17 protein-coding genes are annotated in these 16,978 nt (G+C 56.9%); 9 read left to right on the top strand and 8 right to left on the bottom strand.

Features of this window, described 5'->3' with window-relative positions; genetic code table 11:
• Window positions 1-27: 27 nt before the first annotated feature.
• The 5 genes from CU103_RS04130 to CU103_RS04110 all read right to left on the bottom strand — a co-directional run bounded on the left by CU103_RS04130 (window position 28) and on the right by CU103_RS04110 (window position 5,263).
• Window positions 28-1,089 (bottom strand): Gfo/Idh/MocA family protein, encoded by a 1,062-nt coding sequence (locus CU103_RS04130; protein ID WP_106662684.1) that lies wholly within the window; start codon window positions 1,087-1,089, stop codon window positions 28-30.
• Entirely contained in the window at window positions 1,086-1,925 is an 840-nt protein-coding gene (locus CU103_RS04125) for a carbohydrate ABC transporter permease (protein WP_106662683.1), read from the bottom strand. Before CU103_RS04125 ends, CU103_RS04130 begins: the two co-directional genes overlap by 4 nt.
• A 10-nt stretch (window positions 1,926-1,935) precedes the next feature.
• Window positions 1,936-2,886, bottom strand: a complete 951-nt coding sequence (locus CU103_RS04120; RefSeq protein ID WP_106662682.1) for a carbohydrate ABC transporter permease — start codon at window positions 2,884-2,886, stop codon at window positions 1,936-1,938.
• Between the two features lie 151 nt (window positions 2,887-3,037).
• Window positions 3,038-4,297, bottom strand: coding sequence for an ABC transporter substrate-binding protein (locus CU103_RS04115; protein ID WP_106662681.1), 1,260 nt, complete (start codon window positions 4,295-4,297; stop codon window positions 3,038-3,040).
• 54 nt (window positions 4,298-4,351) lie between these two features.
• On the bottom strand, window positions 4,352-5,263 hold the full coding sequence (locus CU103_RS04110; protein ID WP_106662680.1) for an N-acetylmuramic acid 6-phosphate etherase: 912 nt from the start codon (window positions 5,261-5,263) through the stop codon (window positions 4,352-4,354).
• A gap of 200 nt (window positions 5,264-5,463) precedes the next feature.
• On the opposite strand from CU103_RS04110, the gene CU103_RS04105 reads away from it, so the two are divergent.
• The 9 genes from CU103_RS04105 (at window position 5,464) to ugpC (ending at window position 14,344) form a co-directional block, all read left to right on the top strand.
• Complete coding sequence (locus CU103_RS04105) at window positions 5,464-6,351, top strand: glucosamine kinase nucleotide-binding domain-containing protein (RefSeq protein WP_106663287.1); 888 nt, start codon at window positions 5,464-5,466, stop codon at window positions 6,349-6,351.
• On the top strand, window positions 6,344-7,129 hold the full coding sequence (locus CU103_RS04100; RefSeq protein WP_106662679.1) for a GntR family transcriptional regulator: 786 nt from the start codon (window positions 6,344-6,346) through the stop codon (window positions 7,127-7,129). Before CU103_RS04105 ends, CU103_RS04100 begins: the two co-directional genes overlap by 8 nt.
• Before the next feature lie 17 nt (window positions 7,130-7,146).
• A complete protein-coding gene (locus CU103_RS04095; RefSeq protein ID WP_106663286.1) occupies window positions 7,147-8,157 on the top strand; it encodes an SIS domain-containing protein in 1,011 nt (336 codons plus the stop codon).
• The gene (nagA, locus tag CU103_RS04090) at window positions 8,154-9,314 is read left to right on the top strand and encodes an N-acetylglucosamine-6-phosphate deacetylase (RefSeq protein WP_106662678.1); all 1,161 of its coding nucleotides are present in this window, start codon (window positions 8,154-8,156) and stop codon (window positions 9,312-9,314) included. Before CU103_RS04095 ends, nagA begins: the two co-directional genes overlap by 4 nt.
• Before the next feature lie 53 nt (window positions 9,315-9,367).
• Complete coding sequence (gene pncA, locus CU103_RS04085; RefSeq protein ID WP_106662677.1) at window positions 9,368-9,967, top strand: bifunctional nicotinamidase/pyrazinamidase; 600 nt, start codon at window positions 9,368-9,370, stop codon at window positions 9,965-9,967.
• A gap of 163 nt (window positions 9,968-10,130) precedes the next feature.
• The gene (ugpB, locus tag CU103_RS04080; RefSeq protein ID WP_106662676.1) at window positions 10,131-11,441 is read left to right on the top strand and encodes a sn-glycerol-3-phosphate ABC transporter substrate-binding protein UgpB; all 1,311 of its coding nucleotides are present in this window, start codon (window positions 10,131-10,133) and stop codon (window positions 11,439-11,441) included.
• A 64-nt stretch (window positions 11,442-11,505) separates the two neighbouring features.
• The gene (ugpA, locus tag CU103_RS04075; RefSeq protein WP_106662675.1) at window positions 11,506-12,396 is read left to right on the top strand and encodes a sn-glycerol-3-phosphate ABC transporter permease UgpA; all 891 of its coding nucleotides are present in this window, start codon (window positions 11,506-11,508) and stop codon (window positions 12,394-12,396) included.
• 9 nt (window positions 12,397-12,405) lie between these two features.
• Window positions 12,406-13,254, top strand: a complete 849-nt coding sequence (ugpE, locus tag CU103_RS04070) for a sn-glycerol-3-phosphate ABC transporter permease UgpE (protein WP_106662674.1) — start codon at window positions 12,406-12,408, stop codon at window positions 13,252-13,254.
• Between the two features lie 7 nt (window positions 13,255-13,261).
• Entirely contained in the window at window positions 13,262-14,344 is a 1,083-nt protein-coding gene (gene ugpC / locus CU103_RS04065) for a sn-glycerol-3-phosphate ABC transporter ATP-binding protein UgpC (RefSeq protein ID WP_106662673.1), read from the top strand.
• 21 nt (window positions 14,345-14,365) lie between these two features.
• Here the strand turns inward: ugpC and CU103_RS04060 are convergent, their stop codons facing one another.
• The 3 genes from CU103_RS04060 to CU103_RS04050 are packed head-to-tail and all read right to left on the bottom strand — an operon-like array spanning window position 14,366 to window position 16,869.
• Window positions 14,366-15,145 carry a MetQ/NlpA family ABC transporter substrate-binding protein gene (locus CU103_RS04060; RefSeq protein WP_106663285.1) on the bottom strand — a complete coding sequence of 260 codons (780 nt, stop codon included), beginning with the start codon at window positions 15,143-15,145 and terminating at the stop codon, window positions 14,366-14,368.
• A 28-nt stretch (window positions 15,146-15,173) separates the two neighbouring features.
• Entirely contained in the window at window positions 15,174-15,839 is a 666-nt protein-coding gene (locus tag CU103_RS04055) for a methionine ABC transporter permease (protein ID WP_106662672.1), read from the bottom strand.
• Window positions 15,829-16,869 (bottom strand): methionine ABC transporter ATP-binding protein, encoded by a 1,041-nt coding sequence (locus CU103_RS04050; RefSeq protein ID WP_162707290.1) that lies wholly within the window; start codon window positions 16,867-16,869, stop codon window positions 15,829-15,831. Before CU103_RS04050 ends, CU103_RS04055 begins: the two co-directional genes overlap by 11 nt.
• Between the last annotated feature and the right edge of the window lie 109 nt (window positions 16,870-16,978).

The following is a 16,978-nucleotide window of genomic DNA, read 5'->3' as shown; positions in this document are numbered from 1 at the left end:
GTCTTGTTCCCGTTTCTTGATTCAAATTCATAGGTCTACTGGCTTGCCGGTACGCACACTCTCATCCGCCGCGAGGCAGACGTTGAGCGAGCGGACGGCGTCCTGCATGTGGCGGCCAAGGTCGAGATCCTCGCGAATTGCCTTGAGGACAAAGGCCTGTTCAAGATCACAGAGATCCTGGTGCCCCGGCTCGCCCGCCATGTTCAAAAGTTCGTCCGGTTTGGCAAAGCGGCCGTCCGGTCCCGTCTTTGCCGCGTGCAGCCGGATGGTCGACGTCTTGGTATGCGAGTCGATATCGTCCGACTTGGCGTTCTGGTCCATGACGATGGACACACAACCATTGGGCGAGATTACATCCTTCACGAAGAAGGCGGTTTCCGACATCATCGGACCCCAGCCTGCTTCGTACCAGCCGACCGTTTTGTCATCGAACAGCACCTGCAGATGGCCGTAATTATACATATTCGGGTCGATCTCATCGGTGAGACGCACGCCCATGCCGCGCACCTGAACCGGCTTGGCATCGGTGATCTGGAGCATGACGTCGAGATAATGCACGCCGCAATCGACGATCGGCGATGTCGTCTTCATCAGTGACTTGTGAGTCTCCCATGTCGCGCCGCTCGATTGCTGGTTGAGGTTCATGCGGAACACGTAGGGACCGCCTAGCTTGCGCGCTTCTTCGATCAGCCGCACCCAGGACGGGTGGTGGCGGAGAATATATCCGATCACCAGCTTGCGGCCATGTTTTCTGGCGGCAGCAACGACGCGTTCAGCGTCCGCGACTGTGGTCGCAAGCGGCTTTTCGACAAAGACATCCGCACCCGCTTCCATCGCCGCCACGGCATAATCGGCGTGACTGTCGGAATAGGTGTTGATCGAGACTAGCTCGGGCTTGAGCTCGGCCAGAGCCTGACCGAACGACGGATGGATCGCGTAGGAGGACAACTCTTCGGGCAGCGGAACCACCGAGCGGTTGACCAGTCCGACAATCTCGAAACCCGGATTGTTGTGATATGCGAGCGCATGGCTCCGGCCCATATTCCCGAGCCCCGCCACAAGAACCCGGATCGGTTTCTGTGCCGTCATTTGACCGCTCCCGATGTTATGCCGCGGATCAGCTGCCGCGAGAAGACAAGGTAGAGAACCAGCACCGGCACGATCGCCAGCGTCAGGGCTGCAAGAACCGCATTCCAGTTGGTCACGAACTGGCCGATGAACACCTGGCTGCCGAGTGTCACCGTCTTGGTGGCGTCACTTGGTGCGAGGATCAGCGGAAACCACAGATCGTTCCAGATCGGGATCATGGTGAAGACCGCGACCGTCGCCATCGCTGGCCGGACCAGCGGCAGGACCAGCCGGAAGAAGATCGAGTACTCGGAAAGACCATCGATGCGCCCGGCGTTCTTCAGGTCGTCGGAAACCGTTCGCATGAATTCGGTCAGGATGAAGACAGCAAGCGGCAGCCCTTGCGCCGTATAGACGAGGATGAGCGCGGTCAGCGTATTGACCAGTCCTGCCGCAACCATGCCTTGCAGAATAGCCACCGTCCCGAGACGGATCGGGATCATGATGCCGAGCGCCAGATAGAGGCCCATCATCGTGTTGCCGCGGAAACGATATTCCGAAAGCGCGAAGGCCGCCATCGCTCCGAACAGCAGGACGAAGAAGATCGACACGGCGGTGACGATGAAACTGTTCTGGAAATACAGGACGAAATCGCCCTGTTTCAGAACCGTTTCATAGCCCACGAGGCTGAATGTTGATGGCGTCGGCAGTCCGAGCGGATCACGGAAGATCGATGCCCGGTCCTTGAACGAGTTGATGACGGTCAGGAACACCGGAAACAGCGCGACAAGCGTGTAGGCGCCGAGAGCCAAATGAACGAAGCCGGTACGGATGGGTGAAGCGGTTGGTTTTGCCATGTGCTTGATCCTAGAACTGGTACCGGCGCATGCGCCGCTGGATGGCAAAGAGGTAGAGGCAGACACCCGACAGGATGATGAGGAACATCACCGTCGCGATCGTCGCGCCCATCGATTTATCGCCGATCTGCAGCTGGAAGCCGAAGAAGGTGCGGTAGAGCAAGGTACCCAGAATGTCAGTCGATCCATCTGGCCCGGCCAACGCGCCCTGTACCGTATAGATCAGGTCGAACGCATTGAAATTGCCGACAAACGTCAGGATGGAGATGATGCCGATGGAGGGCAGGATCAACGGCAGCTTGATTTTCCAGAACTGGCTCCAGCCGGTTACCCCATCGCACTCGGCGGCTTCAAGCACCTCATCGGGAATGTTCAGCATGGCGGCATAGATCAGCATCATCGGGATACCGACATACTGCCAGACCGAAATAAGCGACACAGCGATCAGCGCAGTGTCCGGCTTGCCGAGCCACGGCGAGAACAGCGACTTCAACCCGACCAGATCAAGGAGATAAGGGGAAACGCCCCAGATCGGCGACAGGATCAGCTTCCAGATGAACCCGACGATCACGAAGGACAGCAAGGTCGGCAGGAACATCGCGGTGCGGTAGAACGCGCCAAAACGCAGCTTCGGCACCGACAGCAGGGCGGCCAGTGCAACGCCAATCGGATTCTGCACCAGCATGTGGATGAGGAAGAAGATGAAGTTATTGCCCAGGGCATTCCAGAAACTGGCAGCCCACCGCGGATCGCCGAAGAGCACCTGAAAATTACCGAAGCCGACAAAAGCGCTCTGGCCGTCCTTGACGTTGAACAGGGATAGCCGCAGCGTTTCGATGAGCGGCAGGATCATCACCGCCGTATAGACAAGCAGGGCCGGCAGCAAAAACACCAGAATGTGCCAGCGACGCTGGCGCTTGTCCTCACCTCGATCGATCGATACTTCTGCGACTGTGGCCATTGAATCCGAGACCCCTGCTTTTGATTTTTGGTCGTGCTTAACACGGCACACGACTACCTTGTGCAAGATGATAGCGTGACGGCACACGTCGCGCTTCAGCTAAAGAAATAGCCGGAACGCCCTGTTATGGACGCCCCGGCTAGCGATTTGCTTACTTGGCAGGCTTGTACCAGCTGTCGAGACCGTCCTGCAGCTTCTTGGCGGCAGCTTCCGGCGTGTCCGTGCCGTTGATCACGTTGGCCGATTCAACCCAGGTTTCGTTCTCGAGATTCGGTGTGCCGCGCGCCAGGATCTGATAGGTCGAGCGGATCGTTGGCTTGCACTTTTCACGCCACGAGACGAATTCCTGTGCCAGCGGATCAGCCATCTTCACCGGTGTCGAATTCAGGCTGAAGAAGCCTGGAAGTGCATTGGCATAGATGTCGGCGAATTCTGGCGAAGCAACCCACTCGAGGAACTTCTTGGCTTCTTCCGGATGGGCACTCTTGGCATTGAGGCCGGCACCGATATCGTTGTGATCAGAGATGTAGCAAGCGTCGCCGGCATTTTTGACCGGCGGCGGGAATGCACCCATCTTGAACTGCGCCTGCGTATTGAACAGGCCGATTTCCCACGAACCCGCAGGGTAGATTGCAGCCCGGCCAAGCGTGAACAGGTTCTGGCTGTCCGGATAGGTCTGGGCTTCGAAACCGTCGCCAAGGTAATCCTTCCACTTGAGAAGAACCTTGTAAGGCTCAACCCATTCCGGATCGGTCAGTTTTGCTTCGCCCTTGATGAGCTTGGCACGGCCCTCTTCACCCTTCCAGTACGTCGGTCCGATGTTCTGGTAGCCCATCGTTGCGGCTTCCCAGAGATCTTTCGTACCCATCGCCATCGGAATATAGGTGCCGTCTGCCTTGATCTTGTCGAGAGCAGCAAAGAATTCGGCTTCCGTGGTCGGAATGGCGATGCCGAGCTTCTCGAAGGCATCCTTGTTGTAGATGAAGCCATGGATAACCGAAGCCATCGGCACGCAGAACGTGTCCTTGCCATCGTCGGTCGTCCAGGCAGCCTTGGCTACATCCGAGAAGTTCTTCATGCCCGGGAGATCGTTCAGGCTCGTCAGATTGCCGCGCTTGAACTGCTCCAGGGATTTATCGAAGGGGCGGCAAGTGATGATGTCACCGGCACTGCCCGCATCGAAGCGGGCACCGAGAGCCGCGTCATATTCGGTTGGCGGTGTCGGAGCGAACTTGACCTTGATGCCCGGGTTCTTGGCTTCGAACGCCGGAATGAGCTTTTCCTGCCAGATGGCGAGATCGTCGGTACGCCAGCTTTCAATCGTCAGCGTGGTATCTGCGGCGTGAGCAAAACCGGCCGTAGCCAGGATGCTGGTCGCCATAAGCAGTGTTTTTAGTGTCGTGCTTCCCATTTTAGTCTCCTGTTGCACCCTTATGAGCAGTGCCGTTAATGAGAGCCCGGATTCTTAACGAGAACCAAGACTCCCTTTCAGTTCCGAAAGCGCCGGGCGAAGCCTCTGTTGATTGCTTTCGAGAATTTCTGATGCTTTTTCTGCATTTGCCGCGCCTGCCGCGAGCAGAATCGCCGCCTTGACCGAACCGCCGCTCGCCTCAAGCAGCTTTGCAGCGTCGCTGATATCGCAGGTGCTAATGGCCGATACAATTCGCGCTGCCCGCTCGCGCAGCTTGATATTGTCCGCGGTGAGATTGACCATGTAACCGTCATGGACATGGCCGAGATGCACGGCCATCAAAGTCGACAAGAGATTGAGCGCGATCTTCTGAGCAGTGCCGGCACCCATGCGTGTTGACCCTGCAACCATTTCTGGCGGCGTCTCCAGTGTGATGGTGACATCTGCCCCTTCAAACAGCGGAACATCGGGATTATTGGCGATCGAGATGATTTTCAGCCCGCGCTTGATTGCTTCATCGATGGCAGCAAGCGCATAGGGTGTCGTACCGCTGGCGGAAATCGCGATCAGGCAATCGCCCTTTTGAAGGTCCGCCTGCGCAATGTCCTTGGCCGCCTGGCTCTTGTCATCTTCATAGACGCCAGCAAGGCGGTCGAGGCTGGCGACCCCGCCTGCAAGCAGAATGACAATACGATCCGGAGCGATACCATACGTCCCCGGCAACTCTAGCGCATCGGCCAACGCCATAAGGCCAGAACTGCCTGCCGCGGCATAGGCGAGACGCCCGCCAGCGCGAAGTGTATCGGCGGCCAGGAGAGCAGCCTTGGCGATGGAATTCGTTGCCCGCGCCACGGAAGCCGCAGCCTCAATCTGGGCATCGTGCAGCAAACGAAGGACATCTTCTGGCGATCGCTCGTCCAGTCCGGATGCCTTGTCGTTACGCTGCTCGGTACGTGCTGTTCCCACTGCCTCTCTCCTCGTTCCGATAATTAATGCCAAAAAAATACCACTTGTCCAGCAAATCTTAAAAAAATATGATACAAAAGTCTGGCTTGCATTTTTTATCTTTACATTTCAATGAGTTTTGGAAAAAATTGGAAAAGCATAAATTATTGCTTGGCTATTGGTATTTTATTGGTATTCTGTTTTTTGGAGGGCGAATGAACGTGACTTATCTCCTGGGAATTGATGGTGGTGGCACCGGCTGCAGGGCCGCATTGGCTGATATGGACGGCCATGTGCTGGGCGTCGGCAAAAGCGGTTCGGCCAATATCATGACAGACATGAATACGGCACGTCTCAACATTCTTGATGCAACGGAAGCAGCACTCATAGCGGCCCAGATTGATCCCTCCGCGATCAGCTCTATCTCAGCAGTCCTTGGCCTTGCCGGCGCCAATGTCGGCGGCAACAGCGCCCAACTGCAAGCAATGTTGCCGTTCAAGAACTCGCTTGTGTACTCCGATGGCGTGATTGCGCTTCAGGGAGCGCTTGGGGACCATGACGGCACAGTGGTTATTCTTGGCACTGGTTCTGCCTTTGTTAGCCGATCCGGTGCCGATATCCGCTTCGCGGGGGGCTGGGGCTTCAACGTCAGCGATCTCGGGGGTGGCGCACGGCTGGGCCGGGATCTGCTCGAAGAGACTTTGCTCGCCCATGACGGGTTCCATCCTTCCTCCCCCATGACCGGCGCGGTCATGGAGAGATTTGGCGGCAATCCACATCGCATCGTTCAGTTCGCTCATTCGGCGCGCCCAAGCGATTATGGTTCTTTTGCGCCCATGGTTTTCGACTATGCCGCACAAGAGGACAAGGTCGCTCTTGCCATTTTGCGAAAAACGGTCGGGCAAATCGAAGAGGGACTAGACGCAATCATGGCAGGAACGCCGATGCGCCTTTCGTTATTGGGTGGCCTTGGCCCGCTTTACGAGCCGCTCCTGTCACCACGCTATCGCGCTAGACTTCAAAAACCCTTGAATGATGCCCTGACCGGAGCGGTACAACTTGCTGTAAAGAATTTCGCCGAAGTCACGGTGGGGGTGATCTATGGCTGACGGTTTGATTGACATCCTTCCAACACTCAACGATTCCGTCAGCGGCGGACCGCTTTACGTCAAATTGCAACGACTTATCGAAAATGCCGTGCGCGATGGCATGCTCCATCCGGGCGATGCACTGCCACCCGAGCGCGAACTCGCAGCCATGGCAGACATATCGCGCGTCACGGTTCGCAAGGCAGTCCAGGGCCTGGTCAATAGCGGTCTGCTTGTGCAGCGGCACGGGTCCGGCACATTCGTTGCGCCGCGTTCGGAGCGCGTCGAACAGTCACTTTCGCATCTCACATCTTTCACCGAGGACATGGCCAGACGCGGCATGATCGTCCGTTCGACCTGGCTCGACCGCGGTATCTATGCCCCCTCGCCCGAGGAAATGGTCACGCTTGGCTTGTCGTCCGGCGAAAAGGTCGCTCGCATCAGCCGCCTGCGCGTTGCCAATGATACCCCGATGGCAATCGAACGGGCGGCACTTTCGGTTCACGTCCTGCCCAACCCGGAATTGGTAACGCTTTCGCTTTATGCGGTTCTGGCGGAAGGCGGCAACCGGCCGGTCCGTGCGATACAGCGTATTTCGGCAGCCATACTGAAGGAAAATGATGCTAAATTGCTCCAGGTTCCGGCCGGCTCGGCCAGCCTGAACATCGAGCGCATATCATATCTGGAATCAGGAAAGGTGATCGAATTCACACGATCGATCTACCGGGCCGACGCCTATGAATTTGTCGCCGAACTGAAGCTTGGCGATTCTTCGGAAATATCAGGAGCAGTGCTTTGACGACCAAGACAACATTGATGCGGGAAGAGATCCTGTCCATTCCCGCGGTCACGGCGCGGTTTTTGGACGCTTCCCGCGATGCACTTGCGTCAGCCGGCGCGAAATTGCGCGAGAAGAACCCGCCCTTCCTGGCGTCGATCGCCCGTGGATCATCCGATCATGTCTGCGCGTTCCTGAAATATTCGAGCGAACTCACCGCCGGCGTCCCGGTCGCCTCACTCGGTCCCTCCGTGGCGTCGATTTATGGTGTGACGCTCAAGCTTGGGAGCGCCGCCACATTATCCATCTCGCAGTCGGGCAAGAGCCCCGACATCGTCAGCATGACCAAGGCAGCAAGCGACAGCGGTGCACTTACCATCGCCATTACCAATGTGATCAATTCCGATCTCGCCAATGCCAGCGACTTTCCCATTGATATCCTGGCTGGGCCTGAACGCAGTGTTGCCGCTACAAAGTCGTTTGTCAGCTCGGCCGTTGCCGGTCTTGCGCTGATCGGCCATTGGACCGAGGACAAGAAACTGTTAGCCGCCATTGACGCGCTTCCGGCGGCCTTGGCCAAGGCCATCGATTGCGACTGGTCGCCCTTTGCCCGTGCGCTGAAGGATGAAAATTCACTTTTTGTCCTCGGACGCGGGCCGTCCCTTGCAATTTCCAACGAAGTCGCACTGAAATTCAAGGAAACCAGTGCGGTTCACGCTGAGTCCTATAGCAGCGCCGAAGTCATGCACGGACCGAAAGCCATCGTCGGCAAAGGCTTCCCCGTCCTGGTTCTGGCGGCGCGCGACGCAGCCGAAGACTCCATCGTCGAAGCGGCGGACCGTCTGGCGGAACAGGGTGCCGCAGTCTTCCTGACATCGACAAAGCCATCCAAAGCGACCGCCCTGCCGTTTGTGGCAACATCGCATCCGCTGACCGATCCGCTTGCCCTGCTTGTGTCTTTCTATGCGTTCGTGGAAAGCTTTGCCCGCAGCCGCGGGCTGAACCCGGATGAGCCGCCGCATTTGAGAAAAGTGACTGAAACCTTATGAGCACCGTATACGCACTCACTGGCGCCGCGATATTCGACGGTGAGAACTGGCATGCCGAATCAGCCTTGGTCGTTGATGGCGGCGTCGTGAAGAACATTACGGCGGCCTCAACATTGCATGGCGATATCCGAAATGTCGAACTGCAGGGCGGCATGCTCGTGCCCGGCTTCATCGATATTCAGGTCAATGGCGGCGGCGGCGCGCTTCTCAATGACGGCCCGAGTGTCGACACGATCCGCACCATATGCGATGCGCATGTCGCCTTTGGCACCACGGCCTTGCTCCCGACGCTGATCACCGACACACCAGAGATCACGGCAGCGGCGCTCGCCGCGGGCAAAGCTGCGGCGCAGGAAAAGGTTGCGGGATTTATCGGCTTGCATATCGAGGGACCACATCTCTCTATTACGCACAAGGGGACGCACGATCCCAAGCTGATCCGTCCAATGGACGACGCCGATCTCCTTGCCCTCATCGAGGCGGCGCAGGAAATTCCGGTTCTCCTGACCACGGTCGCGCCGGAAACCGTGCCAGTAGACAAGATAAGGGCAATGGCGGACGCCGGGATAATCGTCAGCCTTGGTCACAGCGGCGCTTCCTATGAGATCGCCCTGGCAGCCAAGGACGCGGGCGCCACGATGGTCACACACTTGTTCAACGCCATGAGCCAGCTTGGTCACCGCAGTCCCGGCGTGGTGGGAGCGGCTTTGCAATCGGGCACGTTGTCTGCCGGATTGATCGCCGATGGCTTTCATGTCGACAAGGCTTCGATGTCGATTGCGCTGCGTGCCAAACAGGGACCGTCAAAGATATTCCTTGTCACCGACGCCATGTCCACGATCGGTACGGACATTACATCGTTCACACTGAATGGCCGCAAGATCACACGTGCCGGCGGCCGCCTGACGCTGGAGGATGGCACACTCGCGGGCGCCGACCTCGACATGATCTCGGCCGTGCGGTTCGTCCATCGCGAACTTGGATTGCCGCTCGACGAGGCCTTTCGCATGGCCTCACTCTATCCGGCAGAGAGCATCCGCATCCATCATCACTATGGGCGCCTGGATGCCGGCTTCGTTGCCAATGTGGTCCACCTTGATGACAAGCTCGATGTCAATCACGTCTGGATCGACGGGGATCTGCACTTCGCACGTTGACGCCGGGAACGCATTGGCCATATTCCTTAGTCCGCGATAGTCGGAGAATTGGAATGGCCAAGGATGCGCTGATCGTCATCGATGTACAGAATGATTTCTGTCCGGCTGGCGCGCTCGCTGTGGATAGCGGCGACGAGATCGTTCCGGTCATCAATAAGCTCATCGTGCGCTTCGATCATGTCATCCTGACCCAGGACTGGCACCCGGCTGGGCATTCAAGTTTCGCGTCAACGCATCCAGGCAAGGCGCCGTTCGAAACGATTGAGATGCCCTATGGTAAGCAGACGCTCTGGCCGGATCACTGTATTCAGGGAACGGGTGGCGCTGACTTCCACCCCGATCTGCAATGGACAAAGGCTGAACTGGTGATCCGCAAAGGCTTCCGGCCGCATGTCGACAGTTATTCGGCTTTCTTCGAAAATGACCACAGGACACCCACCGGCCTCGCCGGTTACCTGCGGGAACGCGAAATCACCAATGTGACTTTCGTTGGCCTCGCGACTGACTATTGCGTTGCCTATTCGGCACTGGATGCAGTCGAGCATGGATTCGCCGCTGATGTGCTTCTCGATGCATGCCGGGGCATAAATCTTGGGGGTTCGCTTGCGGCAATGATTACAAAAATGCGGAAGGCTGGCGTCACATTGGTCTGAAGCCCCTTAATTGCATGGCGCAAAAGTGAACAGCTGCGCATTTTTTCCACAGGCTTGAACCAAGGTATGAGTTCAAAGTCATAAACCTGTTGTTTATCTGTCACATAATGGAGATACTGCACCCAAGCGCACTTCAGATGACGCCTTATCATGGGAGATTAAAATGACTTATCGTGGTACACGCCTGGGCCTTGCACTAGGCATTATTCTCGCTTCATCCACATCATCCTTCGCCGTCACCGAGATCAGCTGGTGGCATGCAATGACAGGCGCCAATAACGAAGTTGTGGAGACGCTGTCGAAGGAATTCAACGCGAGCCAGAGCGACTACAAGGTCGTTCCGGTATTCAAGGGCACCTATCCGGAAACACTCAATGCCGGCATTGCCGCTTTCCGTGCGAAGCAGGCACCCGATATCATGCAGGTATTTGATGCAGGTACTGGCGTCATGATGGGCGCCGAAGGCGCCATCAAGCCAGTTGCCGACATCCTGTCGATGGGGGGCGCGAAGTTCGACAAGAGCCTTTATCTGCCCGGCATCGTCTCCTACTATTCGAAGCCGGACGGCACGATGCTGTCCTTCCCCTATAACAGCTCCTCGCCGATCCTTTATTACAACAAGGATATCTTCAAGAAGGCCGGTCTCGACGAGAACAACCCGCCAAAGACCTGGCCCGAGGTCTGGGAAGCTGCCAAGAAGATCAAGACCAGCGGCGCGGCAAAATGCGGTTTTACCTCAACCTGGCTAACCTGGATTCATACTGAAAACTTTGCTGCCTGGAACAATCTTTCCTTCGGCACCAATGAAAACGGCATCGCCGGCAATGATGTCGAGCTGAAGATAAACGCGCCAATCTTCGTCAAGCACTTCCAGGAACTTGCGGACCTGGCTAAAGATGGCACTTTCCGTTATGGCGGACGTACCTCTGAAGCCAAACAGCTCTTTATCTCTGGCGAATGCGGAATCTTTACCGAGTCATCCGGTGGTCTCGGCGATGTCGTCAAGTCGGGCATGAACTACGGCACGGGCGAACTGCCGTACGAACCGGAAGCCCAGGGCGCCCCGCAGAACACTATACCCGGCGGCGCGAGCCTCTGGGTCTTTGCCGGCAAGAGTGACGAGCAATACAAGGGTGTTGCTGCCTTCTTCAATTTCCTCTCCAAGACCGACATCCAGGCGCGCCTGCATCAGGTGTCTGGCTACTTGCCGGTAACGCTGGCCGCCTATGAAGAAACCAAGAAATCCGGTTTCTACGACAAGAACCCTGCTCGTGAGATTCCGATCAAGCAGATGTTGGGCAAGGCTCCAACGGAAAACTCCAAGGGTGTCCGGCTCGTTAACCTGCCGCAGGTTCGCGACATCGAGAACGAGGAGTACGAGAACATGTTGGCTGGCAAACAGACTGCCCAACAGGCTCTCGATAACGCCGTCAAGCGCGGCAACGCTGCGATTAAGCAAGCACTCGGTCAATAATATCCCCTCATGACAGCCCTGTCCGTATCGGTTACGGACAGGGCTATTTTCACACGAGGCATTCATGGCATCGTCAACACGCGTCACTTTTCCAAACAAGTTTTTACCCTATTTGCTGCTGGCACCGCAGCTCGCCATTACCGCGATATTCTTTTACTGGCCCGCATCGCAGGCCATTTATCAATCCGTTTTGCGCGAGGATCCGTTTGGTCTTTCAACGCAGTTTGTCGGTCTTGGCAATTTCAAGCGTGTTATCAGCGATGCCAACTATGTGAACTCGCTTCAGGTGACTGTAATTTTCTCCATGGCCACCGCGCTGATTGCAATGGCTCTGGCCCTGCTGCTTGCCGTTATGGCCGACAAGGTCATTCGTGGCAAAGGCATCTACCGCACATTGATGATCTGGCCCTATGCGGTTGCACCGGCCATCGCGGGCATGCTCTGGCTCTTCCTGTTCAATCCGTCGATGGGTACACTCGCCTATCTGGTCCGCTCGGCTGGATATAATTGGGACCCGCTGCTCAACGGCGATCAAGCGATGGTGCTTGTGGTTTCCGCGGCGGCCTGGAAACAGATCAGCTACAATTTCCTGTTTTTTGTTGCCGGCCTGCAATCAATTCCAAAGTCACTGATCGAAGCCGCGGCTATCGATGGCGCGGGCGAGACAAAACGGTTCTGGACCATCGTCTTTCCGCTGCTGGCGCCGACGACGTTCTTCCTGCTGGTCGTCAATACGGTCTATGCCTTTTTCGACACGTTCGGCATCATCCATGCGGTCACAGGGGGTGGACCCGGCAAGGCGACGGAAACCCTGGTTTACAAGGTTTATAACGACGGCTTTGTCAATTTGATCCTCGGGGATTCAGCAGCGCAATCGGTGATCCTGATGATCATTGTCATCGGCTTGACGGCGATACAGTTCCGCTATGTCGAGCGCAAAGTCCACTACGGCTGAGGGAAGACGATGATTCAGAACAATCCCATTGGCCGGCTCATTGCCCATATCATCCTGATCATCGGCATTCTGATCGTGGCATTCCCGATCTATTACACGTTCGTTGCCTCCACACAGTCGCTGCAGGAGATCATGCATCCCCCGCTGTCGCTACTGCCCGGCAGCCATTTCTGGGAGAACTATTCGGCGGCGCTCTTCGGTGGTGTCGGCCGTATCGGCGGCGTCGGCGTCGACCGCCTGCTCCTCAACACAGTGATCATGGCGCTTGCAATTGCCGTCGGCAAGATTGTCATCTCGATCCTGTCGGCCTATGCGATCGTATTCTTCCGTTTTCCCGGCCGTATGGTCTTCTTCTGGCTGATTTTCATCACACTAATGCTGCCAGTCGAGGTGCGCATTCTGCCTACCTACAAGGTCATGGTCGATCTCGGACTGATCGACACGTATACGGGATTGACACTGCCGCTGATGGCATCAGCAACGGCGACGCTGCTGTTCCGGCAGTTTTTCATGACCATTCCGGGAGAACTGGTAGAAGCGGCGCGCGTCGATGGTGCTGGACCATGGCGTTTCTTCAAGGACATCCTCCTGCCCCTGTCGAAAACCAACATAGCTGCGCTGTTCGTGATCCTCTTCATCTATGGCTGGACGCAATACCTCTGGCCGCTGCTCATGACCAACCGCAACGACATGACGACCATCGTCATCGGTTTGCGCAAAATGATTTCCTTCGCCGATGCCGATACGGAGTGGCATCTGGTGATGGTCACCTGCATTCTCGCCATTGTTCCTCCGATCCTCGTTGTCGTTTTGATGCAACGCTGGTTCGTGCGCGGACTGGTCGAAACGGAGAAATGATATTGATATGGCTAGCGTAGAACTCACCAATGTCCGCAAGGTCTATGGAACTTCAGTCGAAGCGGTCAAAGGCGTCGACATCGCCATTGAGGATGGCGCACTCTGCGTTCTGGTTGGCCCATCCGGCTGCGGAAAATCGACCCTGCTACGCATGATCGCCGGGCTGGAATCCATCACGGATGGTACGGTCAAGATTGGGAACTCTGTGGTTAATAATCTTGGACCGGCCGAGCGCGACATCGCCATGGTCTTCCAGAATTATGCGCTCTATCCGCATATGAAAGTCTATGACAACATGGCCTATGGGCTGCGCAATCGCGGCATGCCGAAAGACCAGATCGACAAGCGCGTGAAAGATGCCGCGCAAATACTTGAACTGACTCATCTTCTGGAGCGGCGCCCGAAAGAACTTTCTGGCGGGCAGCGCCAGCGTGTCGCCATGGGGCGCGCCATTGTCCGAAGCCCGAAGGTGTTTCTTTTCGATGAGCCTCTGTCCAATCTCGATGCCAAATTGCGCGGGCAAATGCGCGTTGAGATCAAGAACCTTCAACGTCAGCTGGGCGTGACCAGCGTCTATGTGACCCATGACCAGCTTGAGGCCATGACACTGGCAGATACACTTGTCGTGATGAATGCCGGTTCGGTCGAACAGATCGGCGCTCCGCTCGATATCTACGAGAAGCCCGCAAGCACTTTCGTTGCCAGTTTCATCGGCGCCCCGCCAATGAATCTCGTGCATGTCACGGCAGACAGCACTGGGCTCGTGCTGAAAGATGGAACACGCATCGGTGCGGAGGGCCTGGCTGTGCCGGCTGCAGGCGCTGTGATCGGCTTTCGGCCGGAAGATCTGGAGGTCGCCGCCGGAAGCGAAACGCACATTGGCGGATTGCTTCTCGAGCTTAAAGTGCTGGGCGTCGAGCCAGTCGGCGCGGAGAGTTATGTCTACGGCATTGTCGGCGGCGAGCGCGTCGTCGTTCGGGTGGCGGGCCGTTCGATTTCAGAGACCGGCGACAATTTGCGGGTAATAATCCCGAAGGAAAAGCTGCATCTGTTTGGCGCAGACGGAAAAAGAATCCCACCCGCAGGGTGAGATTCTTCCCGAAGTCTGTGATTACCAGCTTGGAACAGCGGCACCCTTGTACTTGTCGAGGATGAACTGCTTCACCGGATCCGAGTGATAGGATTCGATCAAGGTTTTTACCCAGGGCTTGTCCTTGTCCGCGGTACGAACAGCAATCAGGTTGATGTACGGTGCCTTCTCGCCTTCCTTGAGGATTGTACCATTCATCGGGTCAAGGCCGGCCTCGAGCGCATAATTCGTGTTGATCGCCGCAGCATCCACGTCGTCGATCGAACGCGGCAGCTGGGCAGCATCGAGTTCGACGAACTTGAAGTTCTTCTTGTTCTCGGTGATATCGGCAGTCGTTACCTTGAGGCCGACTCCGTCCTTTAACTTGATAGCGCCCTTGTCTGCCAGGATAAGCAGAGCGCGGCCGCCATTGGTCGGATCATTCGGAATCGCGATGGTAGCTCCGTCGGCCAACTCATCGAAACTCTTCACTTTTTTCGAATAGACGCCCATCGGGAAATTGACCGTATAGGCGACATCGACCAGATCGAACTTGCGGTCGGCAATCTGGTTGTCCAGATAAGGCTTGTGCTGGAAGGAATTGGCATCGAGTTCACCATCATTCAGCGCCTGGTTGGGCACGACGTAGTCCGAGAACTCGAAAATCTCGATATCAAGACCCTTGGGCTTGGCAACTTCCTTGACCTTCTCAAGGATCTGCGCGTGCTCACCCGGGGTCACGCCGACCTTGATCGTTTCGGCCATTGCGCCGGTCGCGCTCAGGATTGCGGCCAAAGCGGCGGTGGCGAGGATTCTCTTCAACATTTCAAACTCCTGTTTTATGAAGAACTCAGCGTGGACGGATGCGCTTGTCAAATTTGCGAGCAAGCCGGTCACCGGCGCTCTGCACGAGTTGCACAAGCACGATCAGCACCAGAACCACGATGGCCATGACATCGGGCATGAATCTCTGGTAGCCATAGCGGATACCAAGATCACCCAGACCGCCACCACCAATCGCGCCGACCATAGCCGCGTAGCCAATCAGGCTCACAATCGTCAGGGTCAAAGCTGAAGCGATGCCGGGCCGTGCCTCGGCCAGCAACACCTTGAACACGATCTGGATCGGGCTTGCACCCATAGCCCGGGCCGCTTCCGTCAGACCGGGATCCACCTCGCGGATTGCCGTCTCTACCAATCGCGCCACGAAGGGAATGGTGGCAATCGTCAACGGCACAATGGCAGCTGTCGTGCCGATCGACGTTCCGGCGACAAGGCGCGTGAACGGAATGATGGCGACAACCAGGATGATGAACGGGGTCGAGCGCGTCGCATTCACGACGGCACCAAGCACCTTGTTCACCCAAGGCGCAGGAAAGAGCTCACCGCGACCACTGGTTGCAAGGAATACACCGAGCGGAATACCGAAAAGCGAGCCGATCAGCCCGGCCACGGCAACCATATACAGAGTCTGGCCGGTTGCTTTGAGAAGAAGTGCGAGAATATCAGCGGACATAACCAACCACCTCGGATGACAGGCCGTGGTCGGCAAGGAACTGCCGGGCCTCAACGATCTTCACCTCATCTGCGCGCAGCGAAACGACGAGCATGCCGAAGGGCCGCCCAGCAATCTCATCCACGGCGCCGGCCAGAATGTTGACCTCGATACCGAGGTCGCTGCCGAGCCGCGCCAGCATCGGTTCCGTTGCATTCTCTCCCTTGAAAACCACGCGGAGAATGGTGCGGGAACCGGCTTCGGGCCGTTCTGAAATCCGGCTGGTCAAAAACTCAGGCAGACGCATGCCGGCGAGGCCCCCGAGCAGCGCCCGCGTGGTCTCATGTATGTGTCCGGTGAAAACGTCGAATGTCGGCCCCTGCTCGACAATGCGTCCGCCATCGATGACTGCAACATGATCGGCTATGGTCTTCACCACCTCCATCTCATGCGTGATCAAAAGAACAGTCAGCCCCAATTCCCTGTTGATCTGCTTCAGCAAGGCCAGGATTGAGCGCGTCGTTTCCGGGTCGAGCGCCGAGGTTGCCTCGTCGGAAAGCAGAAGTTTTGGTTCCGTCGCCAAAGCGCGGGCAATACCTATACGCTGTTTCTGCCCGCCCGACAGCTCGGCCGGATAGCGATCGCGCTTATCAGATAGGCCAACGAGTTCAAGCAAGGGGGTGACGCGCTTTTCGATCGACTGTTTGTCGACGCCCGCGATCTCCAGCGGCAATGCGATATTGTCGAAGGCAGTACGCGAAGACAGCAGATTGAAGTGTTGGAAGATCATGCCGATGGAGCGGCGCACGGCACGCAGGCTTTTCTCATCAAGTCCGGCGACATCCACACCGTCGACAAGGACGTGGCCGGAGCTTGGCTTCTCCAGCCCGTTAACGAGACGGATCAGAGTGGACTTGCCCGCACCCGAACGACCGATAATTCCGGTCACCGAACCGCGCGGAACGACAAGGTCGATATTGGCCAGCGCCACCACTTCCGCGCTGGTCCGGCCAGCCGCGAAGCGTTTGGAGACGCCTTCGAATGCAACCATGGGATTAGCCGTCTTCTGGACAGCCGGCTCGTCATTCGCAGCTACATTAATTGGGCTCTTTGCCCTGTTTGTCACAATCGCCATATTCATTTGCGGTGCTCGCACATCC

Source organism: Phyllobacterium sophorae (assembly GCF_003010965.1).
Taxonomy (GTDB): Bacteria; Pseudomonadota; Alphaproteobacteria; order Rhizobiales; family Rhizobiaceae; genus Phyllobacterium; species Phyllobacterium sophorae.
The sequence above is the reverse complement of the archived record's forward strand: the minus strand, read 5'-3'. Positions and strand labels throughout refer to the sequence as shown.